The organism is Microbacterium sp. NPDC057741, assembly GCF_042798735.1.
GTDB lineage: Bacteria > Actinomycetota > Actinomycetes > Actinomycetales > Microbacteriaceae > Microbacterium.
In genome coordinates this window covers 827,791-852,370 of record NZ_JBHVJW010000001.1, presented here as the reverse complement: position 1 = coordinate 852,370, position 24,580 = coordinate 827,791, and the positions used below count along the sequence as shown (strand labels likewise).

25 protein-coding genes and 1 other RNA gene are annotated in these 24,580 nt (G+C 69.2%); 21 read left to right on the top strand and 5 right to left on the bottom strand.

The features are described 5' to 3' along the window. Positions 1–23: 23 nt before the first annotated feature. Together miaB and miaA are read left to right on the top strand one after the other, a co-directional pair. Complete coding sequence (gene miaB / locus ACFVDO_RS04155; protein WP_378858830.1) at positions 24–1,571, top strand: tRNA (N6-isopentenyl adenosine(37)-C2)-methylthiotransferase MiaB; 1,548 nt, start codon at positions 24–26, stop codon at positions 1,569–1,571. A gap of 16 nt (positions 1,572–1,587) precedes the next feature. Next, positions 1,588–2,490, top strand: coding sequence for a tRNA (adenosine(37)-N6)-dimethylallyltransferase MiaA (gene miaA / locus ACFVDO_RS04150; RefSeq protein WP_378858831.1), 903 nt, complete (start codon positions 1,588–1,590; stop codon positions 2,488–2,490). On the opposite strand, the gene ACFVDO_RS04145 is transcribed toward miaA, so the two are convergent. Next, on the bottom strand, positions 2,476–2,721 hold the full coding sequence (locus ACFVDO_RS04145; protein WP_378858832.1) for a PLDc N-terminal domain-containing protein: 246 nt from the start codon (positions 2,719–2,721) through the stop codon (positions 2,476–2,478). The genes miaA and ACFVDO_RS04145 overlap by 15 nt on opposite strands. A 74-nt stretch (positions 2,722–2,795) precedes the next feature. Between ACFVDO_RS04145 and ACFVDO_RS04140 the strand changes: the two genes are divergently transcribed. The 3 genes from ACFVDO_RS04140 to dapF are packed head-to-tail and all read left to right on the top strand — an operon-like array spanning position 2,796 to position 4,694. Continuing rightward, on the top strand, positions 2,796–3,377 hold the full coding sequence (locus tag ACFVDO_RS04140; RefSeq protein ID WP_378858833.1) for a dihydrofolate reductase family protein: 582 nt from the start codon (positions 2,796–2,798) through the stop codon (positions 3,375–3,377). Next, positions 3,340–3,786, top strand: coding sequence for a GNAT family acetyltransferase (locus ACFVDO_RS04135; RefSeq protein ID WP_378858834.1), 447 nt, complete (start codon positions 3,340–3,342; stop codon positions 3,784–3,786). The genes ACFVDO_RS04140 and ACFVDO_RS04135 overlap by 38 nt, the downstream gene beginning before the upstream one ends. A 35-nt stretch (positions 3,787–3,821) precedes the next feature. Continuing rightward, positions 3,822–4,694 (top strand): diaminopimelate epimerase, encoded by an 873-nt coding sequence (dapF, locus tag ACFVDO_RS04130; RefSeq protein WP_378858835.1) that lies wholly within the window; start codon positions 3,822–3,824, stop codon positions 4,692–4,694. Between the two features lie 16 nt (positions 4,695–4,710). On the opposite strand, the gene ACFVDO_RS04125 is transcribed toward dapF, so the two are convergent. Next, positions 4,711–5,355, bottom strand: coding sequence for a class I SAM-dependent methyltransferase (locus tag ACFVDO_RS04125; protein ID WP_378858836.1), 645 nt, complete (start codon positions 5,353–5,355; stop codon positions 4,711–4,713). A 250-nt stretch (positions 5,356–5,605) separates the two neighbouring features. On the opposite strand from ACFVDO_RS04125, the gene hflX reads away from it, so the two are divergent. Beyond that, positions 5,606–6,940: a GTPase HflX gene (hflX, locus tag ACFVDO_RS04120; protein ID WP_378858858.1), complete on the top strand. Its 1,335-nt coding sequence runs from the start codon at positions 5,606–5,608 to the stop codon at positions 6,938–6,940. A gap of 127 nt (positions 6,941–7,067) precedes the next feature. Here hflX and ACFVDO_RS04115 read toward each other — a convergent pair whose 3' ends face one another. Continuing rightward, entirely contained in the window at positions 7,068–7,733 is a 666-nt protein-coding gene (locus ACFVDO_RS04115; RefSeq protein ID WP_378858837.1) for an SIMPL domain-containing protein, read from the bottom strand. Between the two features lie 76 nt (positions 7,734–7,809). Here ACFVDO_RS04115 and ACFVDO_RS04110 point away from each other — a divergent pair, with 76 nt between their 5' ends. The 3 genes from ACFVDO_RS04110 (at position 7,810) to ssrA (ending at position 11,496) form a co-directional block, all read left to right on the top strand. Further along, positions 7,810–9,768: a collagen binding domain-containing protein gene (locus ACFVDO_RS04110; RefSeq protein WP_378858838.1), complete on the top strand. Its 1,959-nt coding sequence runs from the start codon at positions 7,810–7,812 to the stop codon at positions 9,766–9,768. A 66-nt stretch (positions 9,769–9,834) separates the two neighbouring features. Continuing rightward, positions 9,835–11,016, top strand: coding sequence for an MFS transporter (locus tag ACFVDO_RS04105; RefSeq protein WP_378858839.1), 1,182 nt, complete (start codon positions 9,835–9,837; stop codon positions 11,014–11,016). 110 nt (positions 11,017–11,126) lie between these two features. Continuing rightward, positions 11,127–11,496, top strand: a transfer-messenger RNA (tmRNA) gene (gene ssrA, locus ACFVDO_RS04100). Between the two features lie 30 nt (positions 11,497–11,526). Here ssrA and ACFVDO_RS04095 read toward each other — a convergent pair. Beyond that, positions 11,527–12,450, bottom strand: coding sequence for a MerR family DNA-binding transcriptional regulator (locus ACFVDO_RS04095; RefSeq protein WP_378858840.1), 924 nt, complete (start codon positions 12,448–12,450; stop codon positions 11,527–11,529). Between the two features lie 82 nt (positions 12,451–12,532). Here ACFVDO_RS04095 and ACFVDO_RS04090 point away from each other — a divergent pair, with 82 nt between their 5' ends. From ACFVDO_RS04090 to paaK, 4 genes are all read left to right on the top strand, one after another. Next, a complete protein-coding gene (locus ACFVDO_RS04090; RefSeq protein ID WP_378858841.1) occupies positions 12,533–13,570 on the top strand; it encodes an Atu2307/SP_0267 family LLM class monooxygenase in 1,038 nt (345 codons plus the stop codon). A 37-nt stretch (positions 13,571–13,607) separates the two neighbouring features. After that, positions 13,608–13,982 (top strand): hypothetical protein, encoded by a 375-nt coding sequence (locus ACFVDO_RS04085; RefSeq protein WP_378858842.1) that lies wholly within the window; start codon positions 13,608–13,610, stop codon positions 13,980–13,982. 43 nt (positions 13,983–14,025) lie between these two features. Further along, positions 14,026–14,493 (top strand): hypothetical protein, encoded by a 468-nt coding sequence (locus ACFVDO_RS04080; RefSeq protein WP_378858843.1) that lies wholly within the window; start codon positions 14,026–14,028, stop codon positions 14,491–14,493. Positions 14,494–14,584: 91 nt separating this feature from the next. Next, positions 14,585–15,889, top strand: coding sequence for a phenylacetate--CoA ligase PaaK (gene paaK, locus ACFVDO_RS04075; protein WP_378858844.1), 1,305 nt, complete (start codon positions 14,585–14,587; stop codon positions 15,887–15,889). A gap of 20 nt (positions 15,890–15,909) precedes the next feature. Here paaK and paaZ read toward each other — a convergent pair whose 3' ends face one another. After that, complete coding sequence (gene paaZ / locus ACFVDO_RS04070; protein WP_378858845.1) at positions 15,910–18,006, bottom strand: phenylacetic acid degradation bifunctional protein PaaZ; 2,097 nt, start codon at positions 18,004–18,006, stop codon at positions 15,910–15,912. A gap of 67 nt (positions 18,007–18,073) precedes the next feature. Between paaZ and paaA the strand changes: the two genes are divergently transcribed. From paaA to ACFVDO_RS04030, 8 genes are read left to right on the top strand one after another with little or no spacing between them, the layout of a single operon-like run. Further along, positions 18,074–19,015, top strand: coding sequence for a 1,2-phenylacetyl-CoA epoxidase subunit PaaA (paaA, locus tag ACFVDO_RS04065; protein WP_378858846.1), 942 nt, complete (start codon positions 18,074–18,076; stop codon positions 19,013–19,015). Beyond that, positions 19,012–19,305, top strand: coding sequence for a 1,2-phenylacetyl-CoA epoxidase subunit PaaB (gene paaB / locus ACFVDO_RS04060; protein ID WP_378858847.1), 294 nt, complete (start codon positions 19,012–19,014; stop codon positions 19,303–19,305). Before paaA ends, paaB begins: the two co-directional genes overlap by 4 nt. An 11-nt stretch (positions 19,306–19,316) precedes the next feature. Then, entirely contained in the window at positions 19,317–20,234 is a 918-nt protein-coding gene (gene paaC / locus ACFVDO_RS04055) for a 1,2-phenylacetyl-CoA epoxidase subunit PaaC (protein ID WP_378858848.1), read from the top strand. Positions 20,235–20,236: 2 nt separating this feature from the next. Next, complete coding sequence (gene paaD / locus ACFVDO_RS04050; protein ID WP_378858849.1) at positions 20,237–20,758, top strand: 1,2-phenylacetyl-CoA epoxidase subunit PaaD; 522 nt, start codon at positions 20,237–20,239, stop codon at positions 20,756–20,758. A 1-nt stretch (position 20,759) separates the two neighbouring features. After that, positions 20,760–21,836 (top strand): 1,2-phenylacetyl-CoA epoxidase subunit PaaE, encoded by a 1,077-nt coding sequence (gene paaE, locus ACFVDO_RS04045; protein WP_378858850.1) that lies wholly within the window; start codon positions 20,760–20,762, stop codon positions 21,834–21,836. Positions 21,837–21,846: 10 nt separating this feature from the next. Beyond that, positions 21,847–23,013, top strand: a complete 1,167-nt coding sequence (locus ACFVDO_RS04040) for a thiolase family protein (RefSeq protein ID WP_378858851.1) — start codon at positions 21,847–21,849, stop codon at positions 23,011–23,013. Further along, positions 23,010–23,759 carry an enoyl-CoA hydratase/isomerase family protein gene (locus ACFVDO_RS04035; RefSeq protein WP_378858852.1) on the top strand — a complete coding sequence of 250 codons (750 nt, stop codon included), beginning with the start codon at positions 23,010–23,012 and terminating at the stop codon, positions 23,757–23,759. The genes ACFVDO_RS04040 and ACFVDO_RS04035 overlap by 4 nt, the downstream gene beginning before the upstream one ends. Beyond that, the gene (locus ACFVDO_RS04030; RefSeq protein WP_378858853.1) at positions 23,756–24,580 is read left to right on the top strand and encodes a 3-hydroxyacyl-CoA dehydrogenase family protein; all 825 of its coding nucleotides are present in this window, start codon (positions 23,756–23,758) and stop codon (positions 24,578–24,580) included. The genes ACFVDO_RS04035 and ACFVDO_RS04030 overlap by 4 nt, the downstream gene beginning before the upstream one ends.

Below are 24,580 nucleotides of genomic sequence, written 5' to 3'. Positions count from 1 at the left end.
CGGCTCGTAGAATGGCAGTCATCATGACTACTCCGCGCAGCGAACCGACGATCATCGCGCCGTCGTCGGCGGCGATCGATGCCCTGGGACATCACCGCTCCTATGAAGTGCGCACCTTCGGGTGCCAGATGAACGTGCACGACTCCGAGCGCCTCTCCGGCTCTCTGGAGAGCGCGGGCTACGTCCGCGCCGCCGACGGCGAGGACGCCGACGTCGTGATCATCAACACCTGTGCCGTGCGCGACAACGCCGCCGGCAAGCTGTACGGCACGCTCGGGCATCTGAAGTCCAAGAAGGACAAGCACGAGGGCATGCAGATCGCCGTCGGCGGCTGCCTCGCTCAGATGGACAAGGACGCCGTGCTCGACAAGGCGCCCTGGGTCGACGTCGTCTTCGGCACGCACAACATGGGCTCGCTGCCCAGCCTGCTCGAGCGCGCCCGCCACAACGGCGAGGCCGAGCTCGAGATCCTCGAGGCGCTCGAGGTGTTCCCCTCGACGCTGCCCACGAAGCGCGACTCCGCCCACAGCGGCTGGGTGTCGATCTCGGTCGGCTGCAACAACACCTGCACGTTCTGCATCGTGCCCAGCCTGCGCGGCAAGGAGAAGGACCGTCGCCCCGGCGACATCCTGAACGAGATGCGCCTGCTCGCCGACGACGGCGCGATCGAGGTCACGCTGCTCGGCCAGAACGTGAACTCCTACGGCGTCGAGTTCGGCGACCGTCAGGCCTTCGGCAAGCTGCTGCGCGCCGCAGGAGAGATTCCCGGTATCGAGCGCATCCGCTTCACCAGCCCGCATCCGGCTGCCTTCACCGACGACGTGATCGACGCGATGGCCGAGACGCCCGCAGTCATGCCGCAGCTGCACATGCCGCTGCAGTCCGGCAGCGACCGCATCCTGCGCGCCATGCGCCGCTCCTACCGCAGCGAGCGGTTCCTCGGCATCCTCGATCGGGTGCGCGAGAAGATCCCGAACGCGGCGATCACCACCGACATCATCGTGGGCTTCCCCGGCGAGACCGACGAGGACTTCGAAGACACGATGCGCGTCGTCGAGAAGGCCCGTTTCTCGGGGGCCTTCACGTTCCAGTACTCCATCCGCGAGGGCACCCCAGCCGCGACGATGGAGGATCAGGTTCCGAAGGAGGTCGTGCAGGAGCGCTACGACCGCCTGATCGCCCTGCAGGAGCGCATCTCGCTCGAGGAGAACCAGAAGCAGGTCGGCCGCGAGGTCGAGGTTCTGGTCTCGGTCGGCGAGGGCAAGAAGGACGCCGAGACGCACCGCCTCACCGGACGTGCCGAGGACAACCGGCTCGTGCACTTCGAGGTGACGCCCGGCTCGGACCTGCCGCGCCCCGGTGACGTCGTGACGGTGAAGGTGACCCACGGCGCGCCGTTCCACCTGCTCGCCGACGATCCGACCGGGGCCCCGCTGCGCATCCGGCGCACCCGCGGCGGCGACGCGTGGGACCGCGCACAGGCCGAGAGCTGTGCACTGCCCGAGACCGGCGCATCCAGCACCGCAGGCACGGTGCGTCTGGGCACGCCCACGCTGCGCGTGGGCGTGTGACCGGCATCCGCTCTTCATGACGCGACTGTGGGCGGTCGTCGGCGCGACCGGTACCGGCAAGAGCGATCTCGCGCTCGATCTCGCCGAACGGCTGCGCGCGCAGGGGAACCCGGCGGAGATCGTCAACGCCGACGCCATGCAGCTGTACCGCGGCATGGACATCGGCACGGCGAAGCTCGGCGAGCACGAGCGGCGCGGCATCCCGCACCATCTCTTCGACGTGCGCCGGGTCACCGAGGAGGCCGCGGTCGCCTGGTACCAGCCACTCGCTCGCTCTGCGATCGAGGCGATCTTCGCCCGCGGAGGCGACGCGATCCTGGTCGGCGGCTCCGGACTGTACGTGTCCAGCGTGATCTTCGACTTCCGGTTCCCGCCGAGGGATGCCGCGCTGCGCGCAGAGCTCGAGGCGGAGCTGGAGGCGCATGGCGCCGGCGCCCTGTTCGCTCGGCTGCAGTCGCTCGACCCAGCCACAGCCGCGAAGATCGATCCGAAGAACGGCCGACGACTCGTGCGCGCGCTGGAGGTGCTCGCGCAAGGCTCTGCGACGCACGGCGCCGCGCTGCCGGATGCGCCGGAGCTGTGGCAGCCGGACACCCGCATCATCGGCCTGCACATCGACCGCGCGATGCTCGTCGAGCGCCTCGACCGTCGAGTCGAGCGCATATGGGCCGACGGGCTCCTGGACGAGGTGCGCGGTCTGCGTGAGCACGGCCTCGAGGACGGCGTCACGGCGCGCCGGGCGATCGGCTATGCGCAGGCGCTCGCCGAGCTGGACGGACGGATGTCGCAGGCCGAGGCCATCGCCGAGACGCAGGCCCTGACCCGGCGTTACGCGCGCCGCCAGGTGTCGTGGTTCAAGCGGTACCCGGGCATCCGATGGATCGAGCCGGGTGCGGGAGCGGGATCAGTCCTTGACTGACAGCTCGTCGGGCTTGACGCCGAACGCGAAGTAGCTCGCAGGACCGATCCAGTTCACCAGGATCACGGGGATCCACGCGGGCTTCGGCCCCCGCACCTGACGGGCGTCGCGAGCGGCGAGATCCCAGAACGCCAGTGCGGCGAACGCGATCTGCACGATGCCCAGGATCGTGAGGAGCACCTTTCCACCGGCGCTGATCTGCTTCTTCTCGGACTTCGCGTCGCATCCCATGCTCCGAGTCTGGACCACATCGTTGCGCGTGGCGAGGGCTTTCGAGTGTCCGTGGCCGGAGGCACGATAGGGGCATGAGCCCCCACTTCTACACCGCCTCGTCACTGGACGGCTTCATCGCCACTGCCGATCACTCCCTGGACTGGCTGCTCAGCCAGGACATCGACATGGAGGGGCCGATGGCGTACCCGGGGTTCATCGCCGAGATCGGAGCCCTCGTGATGGGCGCTTCGACGTACGAATGGATCCGCCGCCACGAGGGCGAAGTCTGGAATTACGTGCAGCCGACCTGGGTGCTCACGCATCGCGACCTGACAGCGATCCCGGGCGCCGACATCCGGTTCGCGCGCGGCGATGTGCGCGCGGTGCATGAGGCGATGACCGCGGCGGCGCCCGGGAAGGACCTGTGGGTCGTGGGCGGGGGCGAACTGGCCGGCCAGTTCGCCGATGCGGGTCTGCTCGACGAGGTCTGGGTGCAGTACGCACCGGTGACTCTGGGATCCGGTGCGCCGCTGCTGCCCCGTACTCTTGATCTCGAACTCATCGACGTCGCGCGCAACCGGGCGTTCGCCTGCACGCGCTATCGCGTGCTCAAGGGCGCGCAGATCGGAGACACCAGTGACCGCGCAGCTGAGGACGTTCGACAGGGCGGATGAGGGCGCCGTCATCGCGCTGTGGGACGAGGCCGGTCTGACCCGGCCGTGGAACGATCCGCATGCCGACATCGAGCGGATGCTCGCCGTCTGGCCCGATCTGCTCATCGTCGCCGAGGACGCCGGACGGATCGTGGGCACCGTGATGGCGGGCTATGACGGTCACCGCGGATGGATCTACTACCTCGTCAGCGCGGGCGATCGTCGCGGAGAGGGAATCGGACGGATGCTGGTGGAGGAGTCGGAGCGCCGCTTGATCGCGCTGGGGTGTCCGAAGGTGCAGCTGATGGTGCGCCCGGGGAACGAGATCGTCTTCGCTTTCTACGACCGGATCGGCTACGAGCGCTTCGACATCGGCATGACGGGCAAGCGGCTGATCGTCGATGCTCCGGCGGCGGCGGCCGTCGTCTGAACGGGTCACTCTTCGAGGCTGAATAGACTGGGCACATGGTCGCATTCACCAAGGGGCACGGCACCGGCAACGACTTCGTCATCATCGCCGACCCTGACGGCGCGCTCGAGCTGAGCCCCGAACAGGTCGCCGTGCTCTGCGATCGCAACTTCGGCATCGGCGCGGATGGCGTGCTGCGGGTCGTGCGCTCCTCAGCCATCGCCGACGGTGCGGCCGCGCTCGCCGAGGAGCCCGACGCGGAGTGGTTCATGGACTACCGCAACGCAGACGGCTCGATCGCCGAGATGTGCGGCAACGGCATCCGGGTCTTCGTGCATTACCTGGTGCGCTCCGGGCTGGCGACGCTGGAGCCCGGCTCCACGCTGCCCGTCGGCACGCGCGCCGGCGTTCGCGATGTGATGCGCAGTGAGACCGGTTACCAGGTCGACCTCGGTCGCTGGCGGCTCGTCGACGGCGACCCGCTCGTGCGGGCTCGCGGTCTGTCGGTTCCGCGTCCGGGCACCGGCATCGATGTCGGTAACCCGCACGTGGTCGTCGCGCTGGCCTCCGAGCAGGAGCTCGACGAACTCGACCTGCACGCGACGCCCATCCTCGACCCCGCGCCAGTTGCCGGTGCGAACGTCGAGTTCGTCGTCCCAGGTGAACCGCTGGTGCGCGACGGCATCGGTCACGTGCGGATGCGAGTGCACGAGCGTGGCGTGGGCGAGACGCTCAGCTGCGGCACCGGCGTCGCCGCCACAGCCCTTGCCGTACGGTACTGGGCGGGGGAGAAGGCCCCGAACGACTGGCGCGTCGAGGTGCCGGGCGGAAAGCTCGGTGTGCGGATGTTCCCTGCAGAGGACGGCGAGCACGTCGCGCTGTCGGGTCCGGCGCAGCTGGTGTACACCGGCGACATCGATCTGGCCTGAACCGCGCCCTGCGCGCTCAGGAGGGGAGCACCACCGGTTCGGTCGGCGGAGTTCCGTGCCTGCGCACCTTCAGCACGCGGTAACCCTTGCCCGTCGCCGCGCGGAACACGCTGTACCCCGGGTCGAACGTCGCATCGATCCAGCGCTGCAGCGAGTCGGCGCCGAGGTTGCGCTGCACCACCAGCCAGGCGTCGCTGCGTTCGTCGAGCCGCGGGATCCAGCGCTCGAGCATGCCGTGCAGTTCGTTCTTGCCCACGCGGATCGGCGGGTTCGAGCGAATGGTGCGGAACAGCACGTCATCGGGAACATCATCGGGCAGCACGGCGTTGACATTGGTGAGCCCGAGCGCCTTGGCGTTGCGGCGCGTCAGATCGAGGGCGCGCTCGTTGACGTCTACCGCCCAGATCGTTGCATGCGGCGCGGACAGCGCCATCGTCAGGCTGATCGGTCCCCACCCGCATCCGAGGTCGAGGAAATCCCCGCTCGGCGGCAGCGGCGGCATGTTGGCGAACAGCACAGCGGTTCCGGCATCTAGGCGGTCGGGACTGAAGACACCGCCGGCGGTCGTGACCTCGAGATCACGGCCGGCGAGGGTGACGCGGATGTTCCGCAGGTTCTCCGCACTGGCCGGGGTCGCGGTGAAGTAATGGTCGGACCCCATACCGCGAGCGTAGCGGACGCAGCGGGCTAGGGTTAAGACGCTCTATTGAGAAAGCAGGAATCCGGACCGGATGACGAACCCCAACAACAACGACGACAACACGCAGGACTCCCTGGACCGGGTGCTCGCCAACGCCGAGCAGCGGATCGCCCCGATCGTCTTCGGCGGCGCGCAGGCGCTGCAGGATTCGGCGACGGCCGGATACGGCTCCGCCGACGGCGACCAGTGGGACCTCGAGGATCGGCATGCGCTGCGCCGCGTGGTCGGGCTGTCGACGGAGCTCGAGGACGTCACCGAGGTCGAGTACCGCCAGCTGCGGCTCGAGAACGTCGTGCTCGTCGGCGTGTATCCGCAGGGTGCGCAGGATGACGCGGAGAACTCGCTGCGCGAACTCGCCGCCCTCGCGGAGACCGCCGGCGCCGTCGTCCTCGACGGACTGCTGCAGCGCCGCCCCCATCCGGATCCGGCGACCTACCTGGGCCGTGGCAAGGCCGAGGAACTGCGCGACATCGTGCGCGCCGTCGGCGCCGACACCGTCATCGCCGACACCGAGCTCGCCGCCAGCCAGCGGCGCGCACTGGAGGACGTGGTCAAGGTCAAGGTGATCGACCGCACCACCGTCATCCTCGACATCTTCAGTCAGCACGCCAAGAGCCGCGAGGGCAAGGCGCAGGTCGAGCTCGCGCAACTCGAGTACCTGCTGCCGCGCCTGCGCGGCTGGGGCGAGTCGATGAGCCGTCAGGCCGGCGGCCAGGTCGGCGCGGGCGGGGCAGGCATGGGCTCGCGCGGACCGGGTGAGACCAAGATCGAACTGGACCGCCGCCGCATCCGCACCAAGATGGCACTGCTGCGCAAGCAGATCCGGGACTTCGCGCCCGCGCGCGAGGCCAAGCGCGCCGAGCGGCACCGCAATGCCATCCCGTCGGTCGCGATCGCGGGGTACACGAACGCCGGCAAGTCCAGTCTGCTCAACGCGCTCACCAGCGCCGGGGTACTGGTCGAGAACGCGCTGTTCGCGACGCTGGATGCCACGGTGCGGCGCTCCGAGACGGCTGACGGTCGCGTGTACACGCTCACCGACACCGTGGGCTTCGTGCGCAATCTGCCCCACCAGCTCGTGGAGGCCTTCCGCTCCACACTGGAGGAGGTTGCCGAGTCGGACGTGATCGTGCACGTCGTGGACGGTTCGCACCCCGACCCGTCCGCCCAGCTGCAGACCGTCCGGGACGTGATGGGCGACCTGGGCGCGCGCGACATCCCCGAGATCGTCGTGTTCAACAAGGCGGATCTGCTGTCAGACGACGAGCGGCTCGTGCTGCGCGGGCTCGTGCCGGGCGCGCACTTCGCGTCCTCGCGCACCGGCGAGGGCATCGAGGAGCTGCGCGCGGCGATCGACGAGGCGCTGCCGATGCCGGCCGTCGAGGTGCGCGCCCTGGTCCCGTATGATCGCGGCGACCTGGTCTCAGCTGTGCACGAGCACGGCGTGCTGATCTCCGCCGAGCACGAGGAGAACGGCACCGCGATCCACGCGCACGTCTCCGAGCGTCTCGCGGCCGAGCTGGCACCTTACGCCTCCGGGGCCTGAGCGCCCTTCGTCTCAGCCGCGCTTCGCGCGTCTTCGCTCGGGAACGGCGGGCCGCACCTCTCCGGCTCCTGAGTGCCCTTCGTCTCGTCGCTGGGCTCCTCGCTCAGGAACCGCGGGCACGGCGGCGTCAGCTCGCGCTGAACCGCGCCTCGACGGTCGCGGACACGACGATGTCCTCGGCCTCGTAGACCATGCCGGGACCGCCTGAGGCATCGAAGGCGGCCGCACGCATGAGCATCTTGCCCTGCGGCGGTGCGGCCGACTCCTGACGGGAGATCAGTCCCAGGTCGGCGATCTCGACGGGGGTGACCGTGTGCAGCCCGAGGGCGGCCGCGTAGGCCTCGGCACGCGCGACAGCGACGGAGACGGCCTCGGCCGCGACGTCCCGCTCGGTGCGCGCCCTGGTCTGCGGGGTGAGCTGCCAGTCGACGCCGCCGATCTCGACGCCGTCGCGTACGGCGACGTCCGATACCCAGAGCGAGAGCTCGGATGCCTCGGCGAAGGTCACAGTGAATGAGATCGCCGCGTGGTACACCGGCGCGAGCCGCTTGCCCTCGTTGTTCCACGGACGCTCCGCGTGCACCGTCATGCGGGTGCTGGACCACTCCACGACGGTGTCGGAGTCGTTTCGAGCCACGATGCTCTGGCGGACCGGCTCGGCGAGACGGGTGGCCTCGTCGACCGCGGAGGCGCGTTCGGGGCCCTCGGCACGGATCGTGAGATGGATGACCGCGCGCTCCGGCGCGATGCGCGCCTCGTTCTCGCCCCGGACCGTGATGATGACGTCGCTCATGAGGGGGACTCTACGGCACGGCGCGGATGCCGGAAACGGGAGGACGGCCTATCGATAGTCCTTCTCGCGTGCCAGGATGTTCCTCGTGCGACTGATGAGGGGGAGCGTCATCGGCCTGCTGGCCGCTGCCGCCGTATTGACGACGACGATGACCGCGAGCGCCGCGACCGGGGCGTCCTGGGCGCAATGGGCGCCTATGGCCGGAGCATCCGGGGCTTACACGGGCGAGGTGTCGATCTCATCGTCTCCGCAGCTCGACGCGACGTACTCGAGCAGCTCGCGCTCCGGTCAGGTGGGTGTGATCTCCGGAGCCAGCACCTGGCTCTCGGAGGGCACACCTGTCGGCGCGGTGTACGGCTCGAGCCGTAACCAGCCGTACCTGAACCTCCGTCCGGCCGCGGACAACGCGACGTCACCCTCGATCACCAGCTATACCTTCGAGCAGCCGACTCCGTCCTCAGGCTGGGCGTTCACACTCGGTGACATCGATGCCGATGCCGTGCAGATCCGCGCGCTCGGCCCCGACGGCACTGCGCTCACCGCCGCGCAGCTGGGCTTCCAGGGCGGATTCAACTACTGCGCCCCTGGGGTCGTGGGAAAGCCCTCTTGTACGGGGGACGCAGCCGACATCCCGATCTGGAATGCGGGCAGCTTCACCCTGACCGGCAATGCGGCTGCGCTCGACACCCAGGGTGCTGCCGCTTGGTTCCAGCCGAACGCTCCGATCTCCTCGCTGACCTTCACCTTCACCCGTCGCGCCGGCTTCCCGGTCTACCAGACCTGGTTCTCCGCGATCACCCGTGGCGTGACCGGAACGGTGCAGGACACGACCGCGGGCGCTCCGATCGCCGGAGTGCCGGTTCGCCTCACCGACGCGAACGGCGCGGTGATCGGTGAGACCGTCACCGCGGCGGACGGCACCTATTCGTTCCCGAGCGCGGTGGCGACCGACGGCTACACCGTCGAGATCGTGCCTCCCGTAGGGAAGACGAGCGACGAACCGAGCCGCCCCGTCGATCTGATCGCGCAGGACGGCGTCGCCGACTTCTCGGTGCGCGACATCGTGCCCGTCGCGGTCTCCGGCACGGTCCGAGATCAGCATGGCCAGCCGGTCAGCGGCGCGAGCGTGACCCTCGAAGACGGCACGACGGTGCGGACCGGGGCCGACGGCTCCTATCTCATCGACAGAGTGCCGGTCGGAGCGCACACACTCACCGTGACTGCGCCGGATGGGTACACGGTGATCTCCTCACCGGCACCGTTCACCGTTCCCGAGAACTCCGAGGACCCGATCACGGGGAAGGACTTCGTGCTCCAGGAGCTCCCGGCACTGTCGGGGATCGTGACGGCGGCCGGTTCCGGGATCGGCGGCGTCGTGGTCACGGCCGAGGGCCCAGGCGGAACGATGCGCACGGTGACCGCCGCGGATGGCAGCTACTCGTTCCCGCATCTCCCGGCCGGTGAGTACGCGGTGCGCCTCGAGGCTCCGGACGGGTACGTCGTCTCGGGGCCGGCCGTCCGCGACGAGACCGTTGCCGCCACCGACATCACGGGCGTCGACTTCGTGCTGTCCCGCCTCGGAGCCGTCGCGGGCACGGTCACGACCACCTCCGGTGCCCCTCAGCCCGGAGCGACCGTGCGGATCACGGGACCGGACGGCACGGTGACGGCGACGACGGGACCCGACGGGGGCTACGGCCTCGGTGACCTGCCCCCAGGGGAGTACGAGATCGAGATCGTGCTGCCGGACGGATTCGTCTCGGCATCGCCGCCCTCGCGAACGATCACGCTCACCGCGGCGGGCGAGCTGATCGAGGACCAGGACTTCGTGCTCACCCCGGAGCAGGTCACGCCGACGCCGACTCCCGTGCCGTCGGACACGCCCGCACCCGCTCCGGCCGATCCCGAGCATGCGCAGGGCACGGGCGGTCTCGCGACGACGGGCGCGGACCCGCGCCCGGTGATCGGCACCGGCATCGTGCTGCTGCTCGCGGGCGCAGTCGTGCTGCTGATCGCTCGACGACGCCGGGCCTGAGCGGGATCCGACCGACAGTCATACGCGACGAGTGTCTCGGCGCTCCTCGCTATGCTCGGCGACAGGATGAACGCGACGACACGCCACGGACTGCTCCCAAGGCGCAGCGCTCGCATCCTGACGTCGACGTCAGCCCTGATGTGGGGGGTGCAGTTCTCGTTCCTGAACCCGGTGCTCGCGCTGCTGCTGGTAACCCTCTACGGCGCGACGGCCGCGGAGGTCGGCTGGACGCTCGCCGTGTTCAACGTCAGCGGCTTCATCGCTGCGCTGGTCATCCCAGCGATCGCCGACCGCACAGGCGACTATCTCGTGCCACTGCTGTGCAGCGCGGCGCTGACCGGTGCGCTGACGCTGTCGCTCGCCCTGATCACCACGCTGCCGATGGCGGCTCTCGCCCTGGTGGTGCTCGGCGGACCCGCCAGCGTCGGTGTGTCGATGCTCTTCGCCGAGATGAGGGCAGCGGGCGACTCGCGCGAGACGATCATCAACACGCGCGCGCTGTTCTCGTTCGCGTGGGTCGCAGGGCCTCCTGTCGCGACGATAATCATGAGCACCTTCGGCAACAGGTCGATCCTGATCGCGCTCGCCGTGGTCTCCCTTGCCAACATCTCGACGACCCTTGCGATGATCGCGCATCGCCGCCGCCGCAGGCAGGAACCGGATGCTGCACCGAAACCGGGGATCGAGCATGAGCCGGTCACGCCCTGGTCGCTCGTCGTGGTCGTGCTGATCTCGGCCCTGCTCGCCGCCACGAACAATGCAGCGGTCGCTGCGATGAGCCTGGTCGTGACCGAACGGCTGGGCCTGCCGCTGATCTGGGCGGGCATCGCCCTCGGTGTGGCCGCGGGCTGCGAGATCCCCGCGCTGCTGATCATCGGACGGCTGACGAGGCGATTCTCGAACAGGCTCCTGATCGCGACGGGATGCGTCGCAGGCATCCTCTACTACGGCGGGATGACTTTCGTGACCGAGCCGGTCGCCCTGGTCGCGCTGCAGGTGTTCAATGCGTGGCTCGTCGGCGTCACTGCCGGGGTAGGGATGACCTGGTTCCAGCAGATCATCCGTCGTCCGGGTCTGGCGACCGGCGTCGCGGCCAACGCGCGACGTGGCGGTGCGGTCCTGTCCGGCGGCCTGATCGCTTTCGGCGGGATGACGGAACTCGGGTTCCAGGGGGTGTTCGCGCTCTGCGCGGTGCTGTCCCTCATCGCGCTCGGACTGGTGGCGCTCGTGCGCACGTCGTCGAACTGACGCGGAATGGCGCAGGGGCGACATCCGTTGTAGTCTGTAGTGCTCGGCTGCGATGCATCCGAGCTGGTAAATCAACAGTGCGACAGCGGCTCCTTTGCAAGAAGGTCCACGGGGCTGATCGGTTTCGACGGCGCCTGTGAATCCACGAGAAGCGGGCCGAGGATGCAGGGTTATCTCGTGAACGCTCCCTGCAAAACAATAAGTGCCAATGCAAAGCGCACTGACTTCGCCCTCGCTGCGTAAGCGAGCCCGATAGTCCGTCAGACCGTATGTGATTCCGATACGGATCCTGGCGTCATCTAGGAATCTTGCTGTGTGACGGCGTCTGGACGTCACACGGGACTCTTCCCAGGCTGGGCTTGTCGACTTAGGTGTCTGTGACAAAGGTCGGAGCCGAGCAGAACGTCTGCACAGACTGCGCCCGGAGAAGGCGTGGAGACTCAGCGTCGGACGGGGGTTCGATTCCCCCCAGCTCCACTGACCGCTGTCGCAAGTGAGAAGCCCGCCTCTTCAAGAGGTGGGCTTCTCCATTTCTGCCAGGGCACCGGTCAGCCGTCCGCGCCCGTCCGCGTCGGCCGACGGAATGCGCTCCGAGATCATCCCGATGATCTCGGACGCCGCCTGAGGCGACGCGGCGAGACCGACGAGCAGCTCTATCGCCTCGACGTCGTCGATGCCATGCACGATCAGGTCGACGAGCGCGGGAACGGCGTCCAGATCGCCGCGGCGCCCGCGGATCAGCGCCGCTCTGGCGCGGACGACCGTGTCGGAGTCGGCGAGCGCTCCGGCGAGTGCGGCGAGTGCTCGCGCACTGCCGATCTTCTCCAGGGTCACCGCCGCCTTGCGGCGCTGAGCGACATCCGGGGACTCCAGGGACGCCTTGAGCAGCGGGACGGCGCGGTCGCCGATCCGGGCGAGGGCCCAGTCCAGTGCGCCGGGGGCGTTCGGGTCGCGCTCCTCGGGCGTGGACTCTTCCGGCGCCGAGGGGCGAGGCGCGATCGGGGTCACTGCGGCGGGTGGCGCCGGTGGTGTCGTCGGCCCGCTCGCCGCCGGTTCGTCCGACGGCAGGCCGTGCAGCAGCCCGACGATGTCGAGTGCTTCGGTTCCGCCGTCGAGACCGCTGTCGCTGACCCGCTCCAGCAGATGGAGCAGCTGCAGCTCATGATGGATCCGCTCGCGGGTCAGTGCGGTGAGCCTGTCGACGACCTGGGCAGGAGTGGTCGCCGGGTCATCGAGCGACTCGGCGACCTCCGGCAGGTCCAGGCCGAGTGCGCGCAGTGCCTCGACACGGAACAGCCTCAGCACGTCGGCTTCGGAGTACCGGCGATATCCGCCGGCAGTCCGCTCGCTCGGGGACAGCAGTCCGATGCTGTCGTAGTGGCGCAGCATCCGCGCGCTGATGCCGGTCCGCGCCGCGACCTCGCCGATGAGCATTCTCATATTCCACCGCTGAGATTGTCACCATGTCAAGGTCACCTGCTCGCGCGTGCTCGGCGGAATACATTCGGATGCATGGATGGTTGAGACTGTCATGAGCGACATCGAGTTCGGGCTGGACACGTTCGGGGGAGTCACCAAGGACGCTGAGGGGCGGAGTCTGCCGCATCCGCAGGTGATTCGGGATCTGATCGAGGATGCGGTGGTCGCCGATCAGGCGGGACTGGACTTCTTCGGGGTCGGCGAGCACCACCGCCCCGACTTCGCGGTGTCGAGTCCTGAGATGGTGCTCTCCGCCATCGCCGCCAAGACCGAGCGGATCAGGCTCGGCTCGGCCGTCACTGTGCTGAGCTCCGACGACCCGGTGCGCGTCTTCGAGCGCTTCGCCACGCTCGACGCGGTCTCGAGCGGGCGTGCCGAGATCGTCGCGGGGCGCGGCTCGTTCATCGAGTCATTCCCGCTCTTCGGCTACGACCTGCAGGACTACGAGGTGCTCTTCGAGGAGAAGCTCGACCTGCTCGCGGCTCTGCTGAAGGAGCAGCCCGTGACCTGGCAGGGCTCGACGCGTGCCGCATTGACCGACCAGCGCGTCTTCCCGACGACCGAGCGCGGGCTGCGGGCCTGGGTGGGCGTCGGCGGCAGCCCGGACTCCGTGGTGCGCACCGCGCGGCACGGTCTCGGCCTGTTCCTCGCGATCATCGGTGGGCCCGCGTCGCGGTTCGCGGCGTACATCGACCTGTTCGAACGTGCGCAGGACCAGTTCGGCGTGGAGCGCCAGCCGGTGGCCGTGCACTCGCCGGGGCTCGTCGCCGAGACCGACGAGAAGGCGCACGCCCTCGTGCGCGACGGCTGGTTCGCGATGCGCACCAGGATGGGCCAGGAGCGAGGCTGGCCGCCGCCCGCCGTGGGCGACTTCGAGCGCGAGATCGAGACGGGCGCGCTGTACGTCGGATCGCCGGAGACGGTCGCCCGGAAGATCGCGGCGACCCTGCAGGTGCTGAAGGTCGACCGCTTCGACTTCAAGTACGACCAGCCCGTGCAGCACGCCGCCCACCAGCGCTCGATCGAGCTCTACGGCGAGAAGGTCGTGCCGATGGTCAAGGACATGATCGCCTGAGCGCGCACCGTCACGGCGACTGTGCGAAGCTCTGAGCGTGCACATGAAGATAGACGACAGCGCCGATGGCTACGTCATCGTGAGTCTGACCGTGGTGCATGCGGATCCGATCGCAGAGCTGGCCGTGTACGAGACGTTCTACGAGCGGGTGACGGATGGCTCGCACTGGTACCAGTTGGGAACGCTGTCGTTCTCGGAGAAGGACGCTGCGCGACGAGCGGAGGAGCTGGATCGTACGATCCTCACCCTCATCGATCGTCTCGACAGCGCGCCCACGGAGCTCCTCCGCTCTGAGGAGGTCTTCACCCGCCTTTTCATCACGTTCCCCCATGGTGCTGAGACGATCAGCGCGTCGACCCTGCGGCGCTTGGCTGACGTGGGCGCGACCATCTGGCTCGACTTTCTCGAGTGAACGTGCCGCTGATCCGCTCATTGCCCGCGAGTAGGGTGGGAGCGTGCGGGACGACGAGCGATCGCGGGCGGAAGTCGTCCTGGGGCTTGCTGTCGTCGGCGTCGTGATGGTCGTCCTCGGCGGCCTGCTCGCGGCCGTGACGGGTCCGCTCGAGCTCGCGAAGGGCAGCTGGGCGGCGGCGTATCTCGTGCTCGTAGCCGGCGTGACCCAGGTTGCGATGGGTGTGGCGCTGCGCCGATGGGGTGGGCGCGTTGGCGCTGCGTGGTGGCAGTTCGTGCTCTGGAACCTCGGCAACGCCGCGGTGATCCTTGGCACACTCCTCGCCTCGCCCGCCCTGGTCTTCGTCGGTTCAGCCGCGCTGGTCGCGGCGCTGGCGCTCGCGTTCCTCGCGACCCTGCGAGGCGCGCGGACCCAGGATCGGATGCTTCTGATCGGGTATCGCCTGCTGCTCGTGCTTGTCGTCGTGAGCATCCCGGTCGGCATGGTGCTCTTCGTGATCCGGCAGGCATGATCGGCGCGCTGGACGCAGACCGCGTCGCCGCGTAGTGTGCTGAACGGTCGGTCAGGAAGCCCGGCCGTGGCGTGAGCACAAGGACGTGGACATGCAGGACCTGTCACCGCACCCCGGCGATCTCGACCCGATCGAGACCGCTTCCGCAGACGAACTTCGCGCGCTGCAGCTCGAGCGCCTGCGCTGGACGATGGAGCACGCATACCGGAACGTGCCGCACTACCGGGCCGCCTTCGACGCCGCGGGCGTGCATCCCGATGACCTGAAGAGTCTCGACGATCTCGCGAGATTCCCGTTCACCGCGAAGTCCGACCTGCGCGAGAACTATCCGTTCGGCATGTTCGCCGTGCCGCGCGAGCAGGTCGTGCGCGTGCACGCCTCGTCAGGCACCACGGGGCGGCCCACCGTCGTGGGCTACACCAGAGCCGACCTCGACGTCTGGGCGACCGTCGTCGCGCGCAGCATCCGTGCTGCCGGCGGCAGGGCGGGCGACATCCTGCACAACGCGTACGGCTACGGGCTGTTCACCGGCGGGCTCGGCGCGCACTACGGCGCCGAGAAGCTCGGATGCCTTGTGGTGCCGGTCTCGGGTGGTCAGACCGAGCGACAGGTGCAGCTGATCCAGGACTTCCGGCCGGACATCATCATGGTCACGCCGTCGTACATGCTGTCGATCATCGACGAGATGGAGCGGCAGGGCATCGACCCGCGGTCCACCTCGCTGAAGGTCGGTATCTTCGGCGCTGAGCCGTGGACCAATGACATGCGCCGGGAGATGGAGGAGCGCCTGGACATGCACGCCGTCGACATCTACGGGCTCTCCGAGGTGATCGGCCCCGGCGTGGCCAGCGAATGCGTCGAGACCAAGGATGGACTGACCGTCTGGGAGGACCACTTCTACCCCGAGATCGTCGACCCTGTCACGATGCAGCCGGTGCCGGACGGCGAGGAGGGTGAACTGGTGTTCACCTCGCTCACCAAGCAGGCGATGCCCATCATCCGCTACCGCACGCGTGATCTGACCCGATTGCTGCCGGGCACCGCCCGCTCGATGCGCCGCATCGAGAAGATCACCGGCCGCACCGACGACATGATCATCCTGCGCGGCGTGAACCTGTTCCCGACCCAGATCGAGGAGCTCATCCTGCAGACGTCGGCGCTCGCACCGCACTTCCAGTGCGTGCTCACGCGCCCCGGCCAACTCGACGAGCTGACTGTGCTCGTCGAGCCGCGCGAGGGCGCCGCGGACACCGCTTCGGATGCCGCGGAGCGGCTGCGCCATCTGATCAAGGCCCGCATCGGAGTGACGGTCTCCGTCGATGTTCGCGCCCCGGGCGAGGTCGAGCGCTCCGCAGGCAAGGCCCGACGGCTCATCGATCAGCGGCCGAAGCGCTGAGCCGACAGAGCTGCCCGGCGTCACTCCGCCGGCGGCCACTCCTTCGCGACCAGCGTCAGGACGTCGTAGGTCGCCACCGGCTCGTCGTCCTGATTGACGACGACCGCGTCCCAGCGCACCTCGCCGTAGTCGGCGGAACTCCGCGGGGTGATCTGCTTGACCGTCAGCGTCACGCGGATCGAATCGTCGGCCTTCACGGGAGTCAGGAAGCGCAGCCCGTCGACGCCGAAGTTCGCGAGCACGGGACCGGGATCCGGATCGACGAAGAGCCCGGCTGCCAGCGAGACCACGAGATAGCCGTGCGCGACGATGCCGCCGAACAGCGGGTTCTTCGCTGCCGCCTCCGGGTCCGTGTGCGCGTAGAAACGATCACCGGTGAAGTCGGCGAAATGGTCGATGTCGGCGAGCGTAACCGTGCGCGGCTCCGAGACGACGCTGTCGCCGATGCGCAGCTCGCGCAGGCTCTTCCGGAACGGATGCACGTCCTCCACGCGGCGCGCCGAGCCGGTCGTCCAGCGGCCGGTGATCGCGGTCATCATGTCGGGGGAGGCCTGCACCGCCGTGCGCTGCATGTGGTGCAGCACCCCGCGGATGCCGCCGAGCTCTTCGCCGCCGCCTGCGCGCCCCGGTCCGCCGTGCACGAGCATCGGCAGTGGGCTGCCGTGACCGGTGGACTCGGCGGCGTCGTCGCGGTCGAGCACCAGCACCCGGCCGTGCCAGGGCGCGAGACCCAGCACGATCTCGCGTGCGAAGGCAGGGTCGTGTGTCACGACGGATGCCACCAGGCTGCCCCGTCCGCGAGCGGTGAGTGCGATAGCCTCATCGACGGTGCGGTAGGTGATCACCGTGCTCACCGGCCCGAACGGCTCCACATCGTGCGGCTCGGACGCGCCCGCATGCGCACGCAGCAGGATCGGCGACAGGAACGCGCCCGTCGTGGCATCCGCTCCGACGACCTCGACATGCTCAGGATCGCCGAACACGAGATCCGAGCTGCGGCGCAGCGTTGCGACCGCCCTGCGCACCTCTTCGCGCTGGCCGATGCTGGCGAGCGCGCCCATGCGCACCTGCTCGTCGGCAGGATCGCCGACCACGGTGCGTGCCAACCGGGCGGACACGGCCGCGATCACAGCATCCGCCATCGCCTCCGGCACGATCGCCCGACGGATCGCCGTGCACTTCTGACCGGCCTTGACCGTCATCTCGGCGACGACGCCCTTGACGAACAGCTCGAACTCGGGATCCTCGGGAGTGACGTCTGTGCCCAGCACCGACGCGTTCAGCGAGTCGGCCTCGACCTGCAGGCGCACGCCGCGCTCCTGCACGGCGGGATCGCGGCGCAACAGGTCGGCGGTCGCGGCCGAGCCCGTGAACGACACCGAGTCCTGCGCGTCGAGCATGGCGAGCAGGTCGCCGACGCCGCCCGAGATCAGCTGCAGGGCGCCCTCGGGCAGGATGCCGGACTCGACGATCCTGCGCACGACGGCCTCGGTGAGGTACGCGGTCTGGCTCGCCGGCTTGACGATCGTGGGGAGACCTGCGAGGAATGAGGGGGCGAGCTTCTCGAGCATGCCCCAGACCGGGAAGTTGAAGGCGTTGATCTGCACCGCGACGCCCGGACGCGACGTGTAGACGTGCTGTCCCAGGAACGTGCCACCTCTGCCGAGCTGCTCGACGGAGCCGTCCAGATACACGACGTCGTTCGGCAGTTCGCGCTTGCCCTTGCTCGCATAGGAGAACATCGTGCCGATGCCGCCGTCGATGTCGACCGCCGAGTCGCGGCGCGTCGCACCGGTGCGCGCCGACAGCGCATAGAACTCGTCCTTGTGCTGATTCAGCATCAGCGCGAGCTCCTTGAGCATGGTCGCCCGCTCATGGAAGGTCAGCGGACGGATGGCCGGGCCGCCGACTCGACGGGCGTAGTCGACCATCGCGGCGGTGTCGAGACCGGAGCTCGAGATGCGGGCGATCTCCTCGCCGGTGGCCGCGTCGAGCAGGGGCGTGCCGTCGTCGTCCGCGCGGAACCAGGCGCCGGCGGCGTAGCTCTCCAGAAGTGGGCTCACGGGGTTTCCTCTCCTCGTCGTCGAGGGCGCGCGGGAGCATTGCGCCACCCGCATCCGTGTGTCAGAGTAGTACAGAACGGTCGGTCAGTAAATAGGCCGGATGCTCCGACGGAGGTGCAGCATGAAGGTCGAGGACGACCTGGAGCTCGAAGGACGCTTCGAGGAGATCGTCGCGCGCCGCGACCGCATAGAGCCGCGCGACTGGATGCCCGAGGCGTACCGCAAGACGGTGATCCGCCAGGTGGCCCAGCACGCGCACTCCGAGATCATCGGGATGCAGCCGGAGGGCAACTGGATCGGGCGGGCACCCTCACTGCGGCGCAAGGCCATCCTGCTCGCCAAGGTGCAGGACGAGGCAGGCCACGGACTGTATCTGTACTCCGCGACCGAGACCCTCGGGGTCTCCCGGAACGAGCTCACCGAGAACCTCATCGCCGGCAGGCAGAAGTACTCGTCGATCTTCAACTACCCGACGCTGTCGTACACCGACGTCGGCACGATCGGCTGGCTGGTCGACGGCGCCGCGATCTGCAATCAGGTTCCGCTGTGCCGCACTTCGTTCGGTCCCTACGGACGCGCGATGATCCGCATCTGCAAGGAGGAGTCCTTCCACCAGCGGCAGGGCTACGAGCTGCTCATGACGATGATGCGCGGCACCGACGCCCAGCGCGAGCTGGTCCAGGAGTCAGTGAACAGGTTCTGGTGGCCGTCGTTGATGATGTTCGGCCCACCCGATGACTCCTCGCCGAACACTGCGCAGTCGATGGCCTGGGGCATCAAGACCCACACCAACGACGAGCTGCGCCAGAAGTTCGTCGACATGACCGTGCCGCAGGCGGAGGCCCTCGGCGTGACACTGCCCGATCCTGAGCTGGTCTGGAACGAGGAGCGCGGTCACTACGACTTCGGCACCCCGGACTGGGACGAGTTCTGGGCGGTCGTCGGCGGCAACGGCCCGTGCAACACCCAGCGCATCGAGCATCGCCGCAAGGCCTGGGAAGCGGGGGCGTGGGTGCGCGAGGCGGCCATGGCGTATGCGGCGAAGGAAGAGGCGGCGGCATGAGCGATGTCAGAGCGGAGTGGCCGCTGTACGAGGTGTTCGTCCGCGGCAAGCGCGGGCTGAACCACGTGCACGTCGGATCGCTGCACGCGGCGGACGATCAGATGGCGCTCCGGCATGCCCGCGACGTGTACACCCGGCGCAACGAGGGCGTCAGCATCTGGGTGGTGCGCTCCAGCGAGATCACCGCGTCCAGCCCGGACGAGAAGGATCCGATGTTCGCCCCCGCAGGCGACAAGGTGTACCGGCATCCGACGTTCTACGTGATCCCCGACAACGTGCCCCACATGTGAGGGCGACGACGATGACAGACGAGTTCCACGACAACGCCTACGCCGGTCTGCTGGTGAACGACGCCCACTGGGCGTTCGGCACCGACTTCGAGGATCCGCTCGCGGGGGTCGACACGACCGTCCCGGACGGCGTCGACCCCAGCGCGCTCGCCGCGTACTGCCTGATGCTGGGCGACGATGCGCTGGTGCTCTCGCAGCGCCTCTCGGAGTGGTGCAGCCGCGCGCCCGATCTCGAGGAGGACATCGCGCTCGCGAACATCGCCCTCGACCTGCTCGGTCAGGCCAGGCTGCTGCTGGCGCGCGCCGCTGCCGCCGATCCGTCCGTCGTACCGGCGCTCCCGGACGGCTCGCCGGTGCCGGATGAGGATCGGCTCGCCTTCTTCCGAGATGACAGCGCCTTCCGCAGCGTCCGCCTCGCCGAGGTGCCGAATGGCGACTTCGCCGAGACGATCACCCGCATCCTGATCTTCTCGACCTGGCGCTATGCGCTGTTCACCCGGCTCTCCGGCAGCAGGGACGCCGTGCTCGCCGCCGTCGCCGCGAAGGGCGCGAAAGAGCTCGCGTACCACCGCGACTTCGCCGGACGCTGGTTCGTCACCCTCGCGCAGGGGACCGAGGAGTCCCGCCGACGTCTCCTCGCCGCCCTCGACGGCCTCTGGCCGCTGCGCGCCGAGCTCTTCGAGACGCATCCGGTGGAGCGCACGGTCGCGGATGCCGGTGTCGGCATCGATCCCGCCCAGGTGCAGGACGAAGCCGATGCCGTTCTCGACCAGGTGCTCGCGGCCGCGAGCGTCGATCGACCCGACAGGGCAGCGCTGGCCGGCGTGCAGGGGCGTCGCGGGCGTGACGGCAGCCACACCGAGGCGCTCAGCCGCATGCTCGCCGAGATGCAGGTCGTCGCCCGCGCGCACCCGGAAGGACGGTGGTGAGCATGCCCGTCGTCCTGGACCGCACCGACCTCCTGACCCGGGCCTGGGCGGCGGCGTCCCGCGTCGTGGACCCGGAGCTGCCGATGCTCACCCTCGTCGACCTGGGCGTGCTGCGGTACCTCACCGTCGACGACGACGGCACGGTGGTCGCCGCGATCACCCCGACGTACTCCGGATGCCCGGCGATGGCGACGATGCGCGACGACCTGCAGCGCGAGCTGCAGGAGGCCGGGTTCCCCGCCGTGCGCATCCGCATCGCCCTCGAACCGGCCTGGACCACGGACTGGATCTCACCCGAGGGGCGTGCAGCGCTCGCCGCGGCCGGCATCTCGCCGCCGGGAAAGGCACCCGTGCACACCGGGCCGGTCGCGATCCGGCTCGGCCCCACGCGACGGGATGTGCGCTGCCCGCAATGCGGCAGTGCGGATGTCGCGTTGTCGAGCGAGTTCGGATCTACGGCATGCAAGGCTATGTACCGGTGCCGCTCCTGCCTGGAGCCCTTCGACCACGTGAAGGAGATCTGACGTGACGGCAGCAGCAACCGCCACCAGGGGAGCGTTCCACGCCCTCGCCGTGACCGCGATCGACGTCCTCACCGACGACGCCGTCGCCGTGACCTTCGCTGTGCCGGAAGATCTTCGGGCGGAGTACGACTTCGTCGCCGGGCAGTCGCTGACCCTGCGCCGGTTCATAGACGGGGTCGAGGAGCGCCGCACCTACTCGATCTGCTCGCCGGCCGGCACTGCACCGCGCATCGGTGTGCGCGTCATCCCCGACGGCCTGTTCTCGCCCTGGCTCGCCCACGAGCTGCGGCCAGGAGACACGGTCGAGGTGCAGACGCCGAGCGGCAGCTTCCGCGCAGAGGCATCGCAGGGCGGTCGACACCTCTGCATCGCCGCGGGGTCGGGCATCACCCCGATGCTCTCCATCGCCGCCACGGTTCTCACGAACCCGGCATCCGACGTGACGCTCATCTACGGCAACCGCACGACGACCTCGGTGATGTTCGCCGAGGAGCTCGCCGACCTGAAGAACGCGCACGCACGGCAGTTCGACCTGGTGCACGTGCTCTCCCGCGAACCGCGCGACGTGGAGCTGTTCTCCGGGCGGCTCGACGCCGATCGGCTGCGCACGCTGCTCACCACCCTCGTGCCGATCGGCGACATGGACCACGTCTGGCTGTGCGGGCCGTTCGGCATGCTCACCGACGCCCGTGCCGTGCTCGACGAGCTCGGGGTGCCGCGCGACCGCGTGCACGTCGAGCTGTTCTACGTCGACGAGCCCCCGCCCGAGCTGCGGCATGCGGATGCCGTCATCGAAGGCCTCACCAGCGATGTCACCGTCGTGCTGGACGGGCGCCGCACGACCACGGCGATGTCGCGCGGCACCACCATCCTGGAATCCACGCAGCAGACTCGCACAGACGTGCCGTTCGCCTGCAAGGGCGGCGTGTGCGGCACCTGCCGTGCCAAGCTGTGCGCAGGAGAGGTCGACATGGTGCGCAACTACGCCCTCGAACCCGCCGAGGTCGAGGCCGGATTCATCCTCACCTGCCAGTCGTTCCCGGTGAGCGACGAGGTCACGGTCGACTACGACAGCTGACGGAGCGGACATGACAGACGCCTTCATCCTCGATGCCATCCGCACGCCGATCGGCCGATACGGCGGAGCGCTCGCCGCAGAGCGGCCGGACGACCTGGCCGCCCTGGTGATCCGCACGCTCGTGGAGCGCACCGGGATCGATCCGACCGACGTCGACGAGGTGATCCTCGGCGCTGCGAACCAGGCCGGCGAGGACAACCGCAACGTCGCACGCATGGCGGCCCTGCTCGCGGGGCTGCCGGTGAGCGTGCCCGGATTCACAGTGAACAGGCTCTGCGCCTCGGGCATGACGGCGATCCAGACCGCCCGTCAGATGATCGCCGCGGGCGACGCCGACGTCGTCATCGCCGGGGGAGTGGAATCCATGACCCGCGCGCCCTGGGTCACCGAGAAGCCGTCGAAGGCGTGGGGCCGGCCCGGTCGCAGCTGGGACACGTCGATCGGCTGGCGGTTCACTAATCCGCGCTTCGACGACGAGACGACGCTGACCATGCCGCAGACCGCCGAGCGGGTCGCGGAGTTCTCGCGGCTGTCGAGGGCAGAGCTCGACGAGTTCGCGCTCGGCTCGCATCAACGTGCGATCACGGCGCAGGATGCCGGGCTGTTCGAGCCCGAGCTCGTCGCCGTGGGGGAGGTCGCGGTCGATGAGGGTCTGCGGCGAGACACCAGTGCGGAGCGGCTCGCAGCGCTGCGGCCCATCCACGGCGAGGGCGGAGTCATCACCGCGGGCAACTCCAGCGCGCTGAACGACGGCGCCGCGGCGGTGATCGTGGTCAGCGAACGCTTCGTCGACCGGCACGGGCTCGAGCCGCGGGCGCGCATCGTCGGCGGAGCCAGTGTCGGCGTGCCGCCGCACCTGATGGGCCTGGGACCGATCCCGGCCACCAGGGTGGCCTTGGACCGTGTGGGCTGGGACGGCACAGACCTCGATGCCGTCGAGCTCAACGAGGCGTTCGCCTCCCAGTCCCTCGCCTGCATGCGCGGCCTGGAGCTCGACCCCGAGAAGGTGAACGCGTGGGGCGGGGCGATCGCTCTGGGGCATCCGCTGGGATGCTCCGGAACCCGCATCGTCGTGACGCTGCTGAACCGTCTCGAGCACGACGACCTGAACCGCGGGCTCGCGACGATGTGCGTCGGCGTCGGTCAGGGCACCGCGCTGCTGATGGAGCGCGCATGAGTGCGCCGGTGATCATCGAGCAGCACGACGATCGGGTCGTGCTCCGACTGAACCGGCCGGAGGTGCGCAACGCCATCGACCTCGCCACCGTCGACGCGCTGCACGAGGCCTGCCGGATGCTGGAGCGCGAACCGCGCATCGCGCTGATCATCGGCTCGGGCGGCACGTTCGCCGCGGGCGCCGACATCGGCGAGCTGCGCGAGCGGCGCCGCGATGACGCCCTCGCCGGCATCAACTCGGGCCTCTTCGACCGGATCCAGCGCCTGCCGATGCCGACCATCGCCCTGATCGACGGATACGCGCTCGGCGGCGGTGCGGAGCTCGCCTATGCATGCGACTTCCGCATCGGCACCCCGGATGCCCGTATCGGCAACCCCGAGCCCGGTCTCGGCATCCTCGCGGCGGCTGGGGCGTCCTGGCGGCTGCGCGAGCTGATCGGCGAGCCGCTCGCCAAGGAGGTGCTGCTCGCCGGCCGCGTCCTCACCGCGGATGAGGCGCGCGACGTGCACCTGCTCACGGACGTCGTCCCCGCCGGCGAGCTGGAGGATGCCGGGAACCGCCTCGCCGACCGGATCTCCGCGCAGGCGCCGCTCGCGGTGCAGCTCACCAAGGCGGCCTTCCATGCGCCGCGCGAGGCGCACCCGCTGATCGACGACCTCGCGCAGGCGGTGCTCTTCGAGACGCAGGAGAAGCAGGACCGGATGACGGCGTTCCTGGAACGCCGCGCGAAGAAGGAGCGCTCATGACGGTTCCCGCACGGGTCGGTGTCTACGGCGGCGGGCGCATGGGCGCCGGCATCGCGCACGCGTTCGCCATCGCCGGCGCGGACGTCACGGTCGTCGAGAACGGCACGGATGCGGCGGACGCCGCCCGCGACCACATCGCGGCGAGCCTCACCAAAGCCGTCGAGAAGGGTGCCGAGGTCCATGGCACGGCCGCCGTGGTGATCGAGCCGTCCGCGCTGAGCGACTGCGCGCTGGTCGTCGAGGCCGTGCCCGAACTCATCGACCTGAAGAGCGAGGTGCTGGCGCGGATCGCTCAGATCGCCCCGGATGCTGCGATCGCGACCAACACCAGCTCGCTCTCTATCGACGAGCTGGCCGGTGCGCTGCCCGACCCTTCCCACCTGATCGGGCTGCACTTCTTCAACCCCGTACCGGTGAGCGATCTCGTCGAGATCGTGGTCGGTGCGCGTACTCCGGATGCGCTGGTCGTCAGGGCTCGCGAGTGGGTCGCAGGGCTCGGCAAGACGGCGATCACGGTGCGGGACGCCCCGGGGTTCGCGAGCAGCCGGCTGGGTGTCGCGCTCGCCCTGGAGGCGATGCGGATGCTGGAGGAGGGTGTCGCCGACGCCGCAGACATCGACACCGCGATGACTCTCGGATACCGGCATCCGACCGGTCCGCTGAAGACGACCGACATCGTCGGTCTGGACGTGCGGCTGGCGATCGCCGAGCACCTCGAGCGCGAGCTGGGACCGCGCTTCGCGCCGCCGCAGGTGCTGCGTGACAAGGTCGCCGCAGGAGAGCTCGGGCGCAAGACGGGCAGGGGGTTCTACGAATGGTGA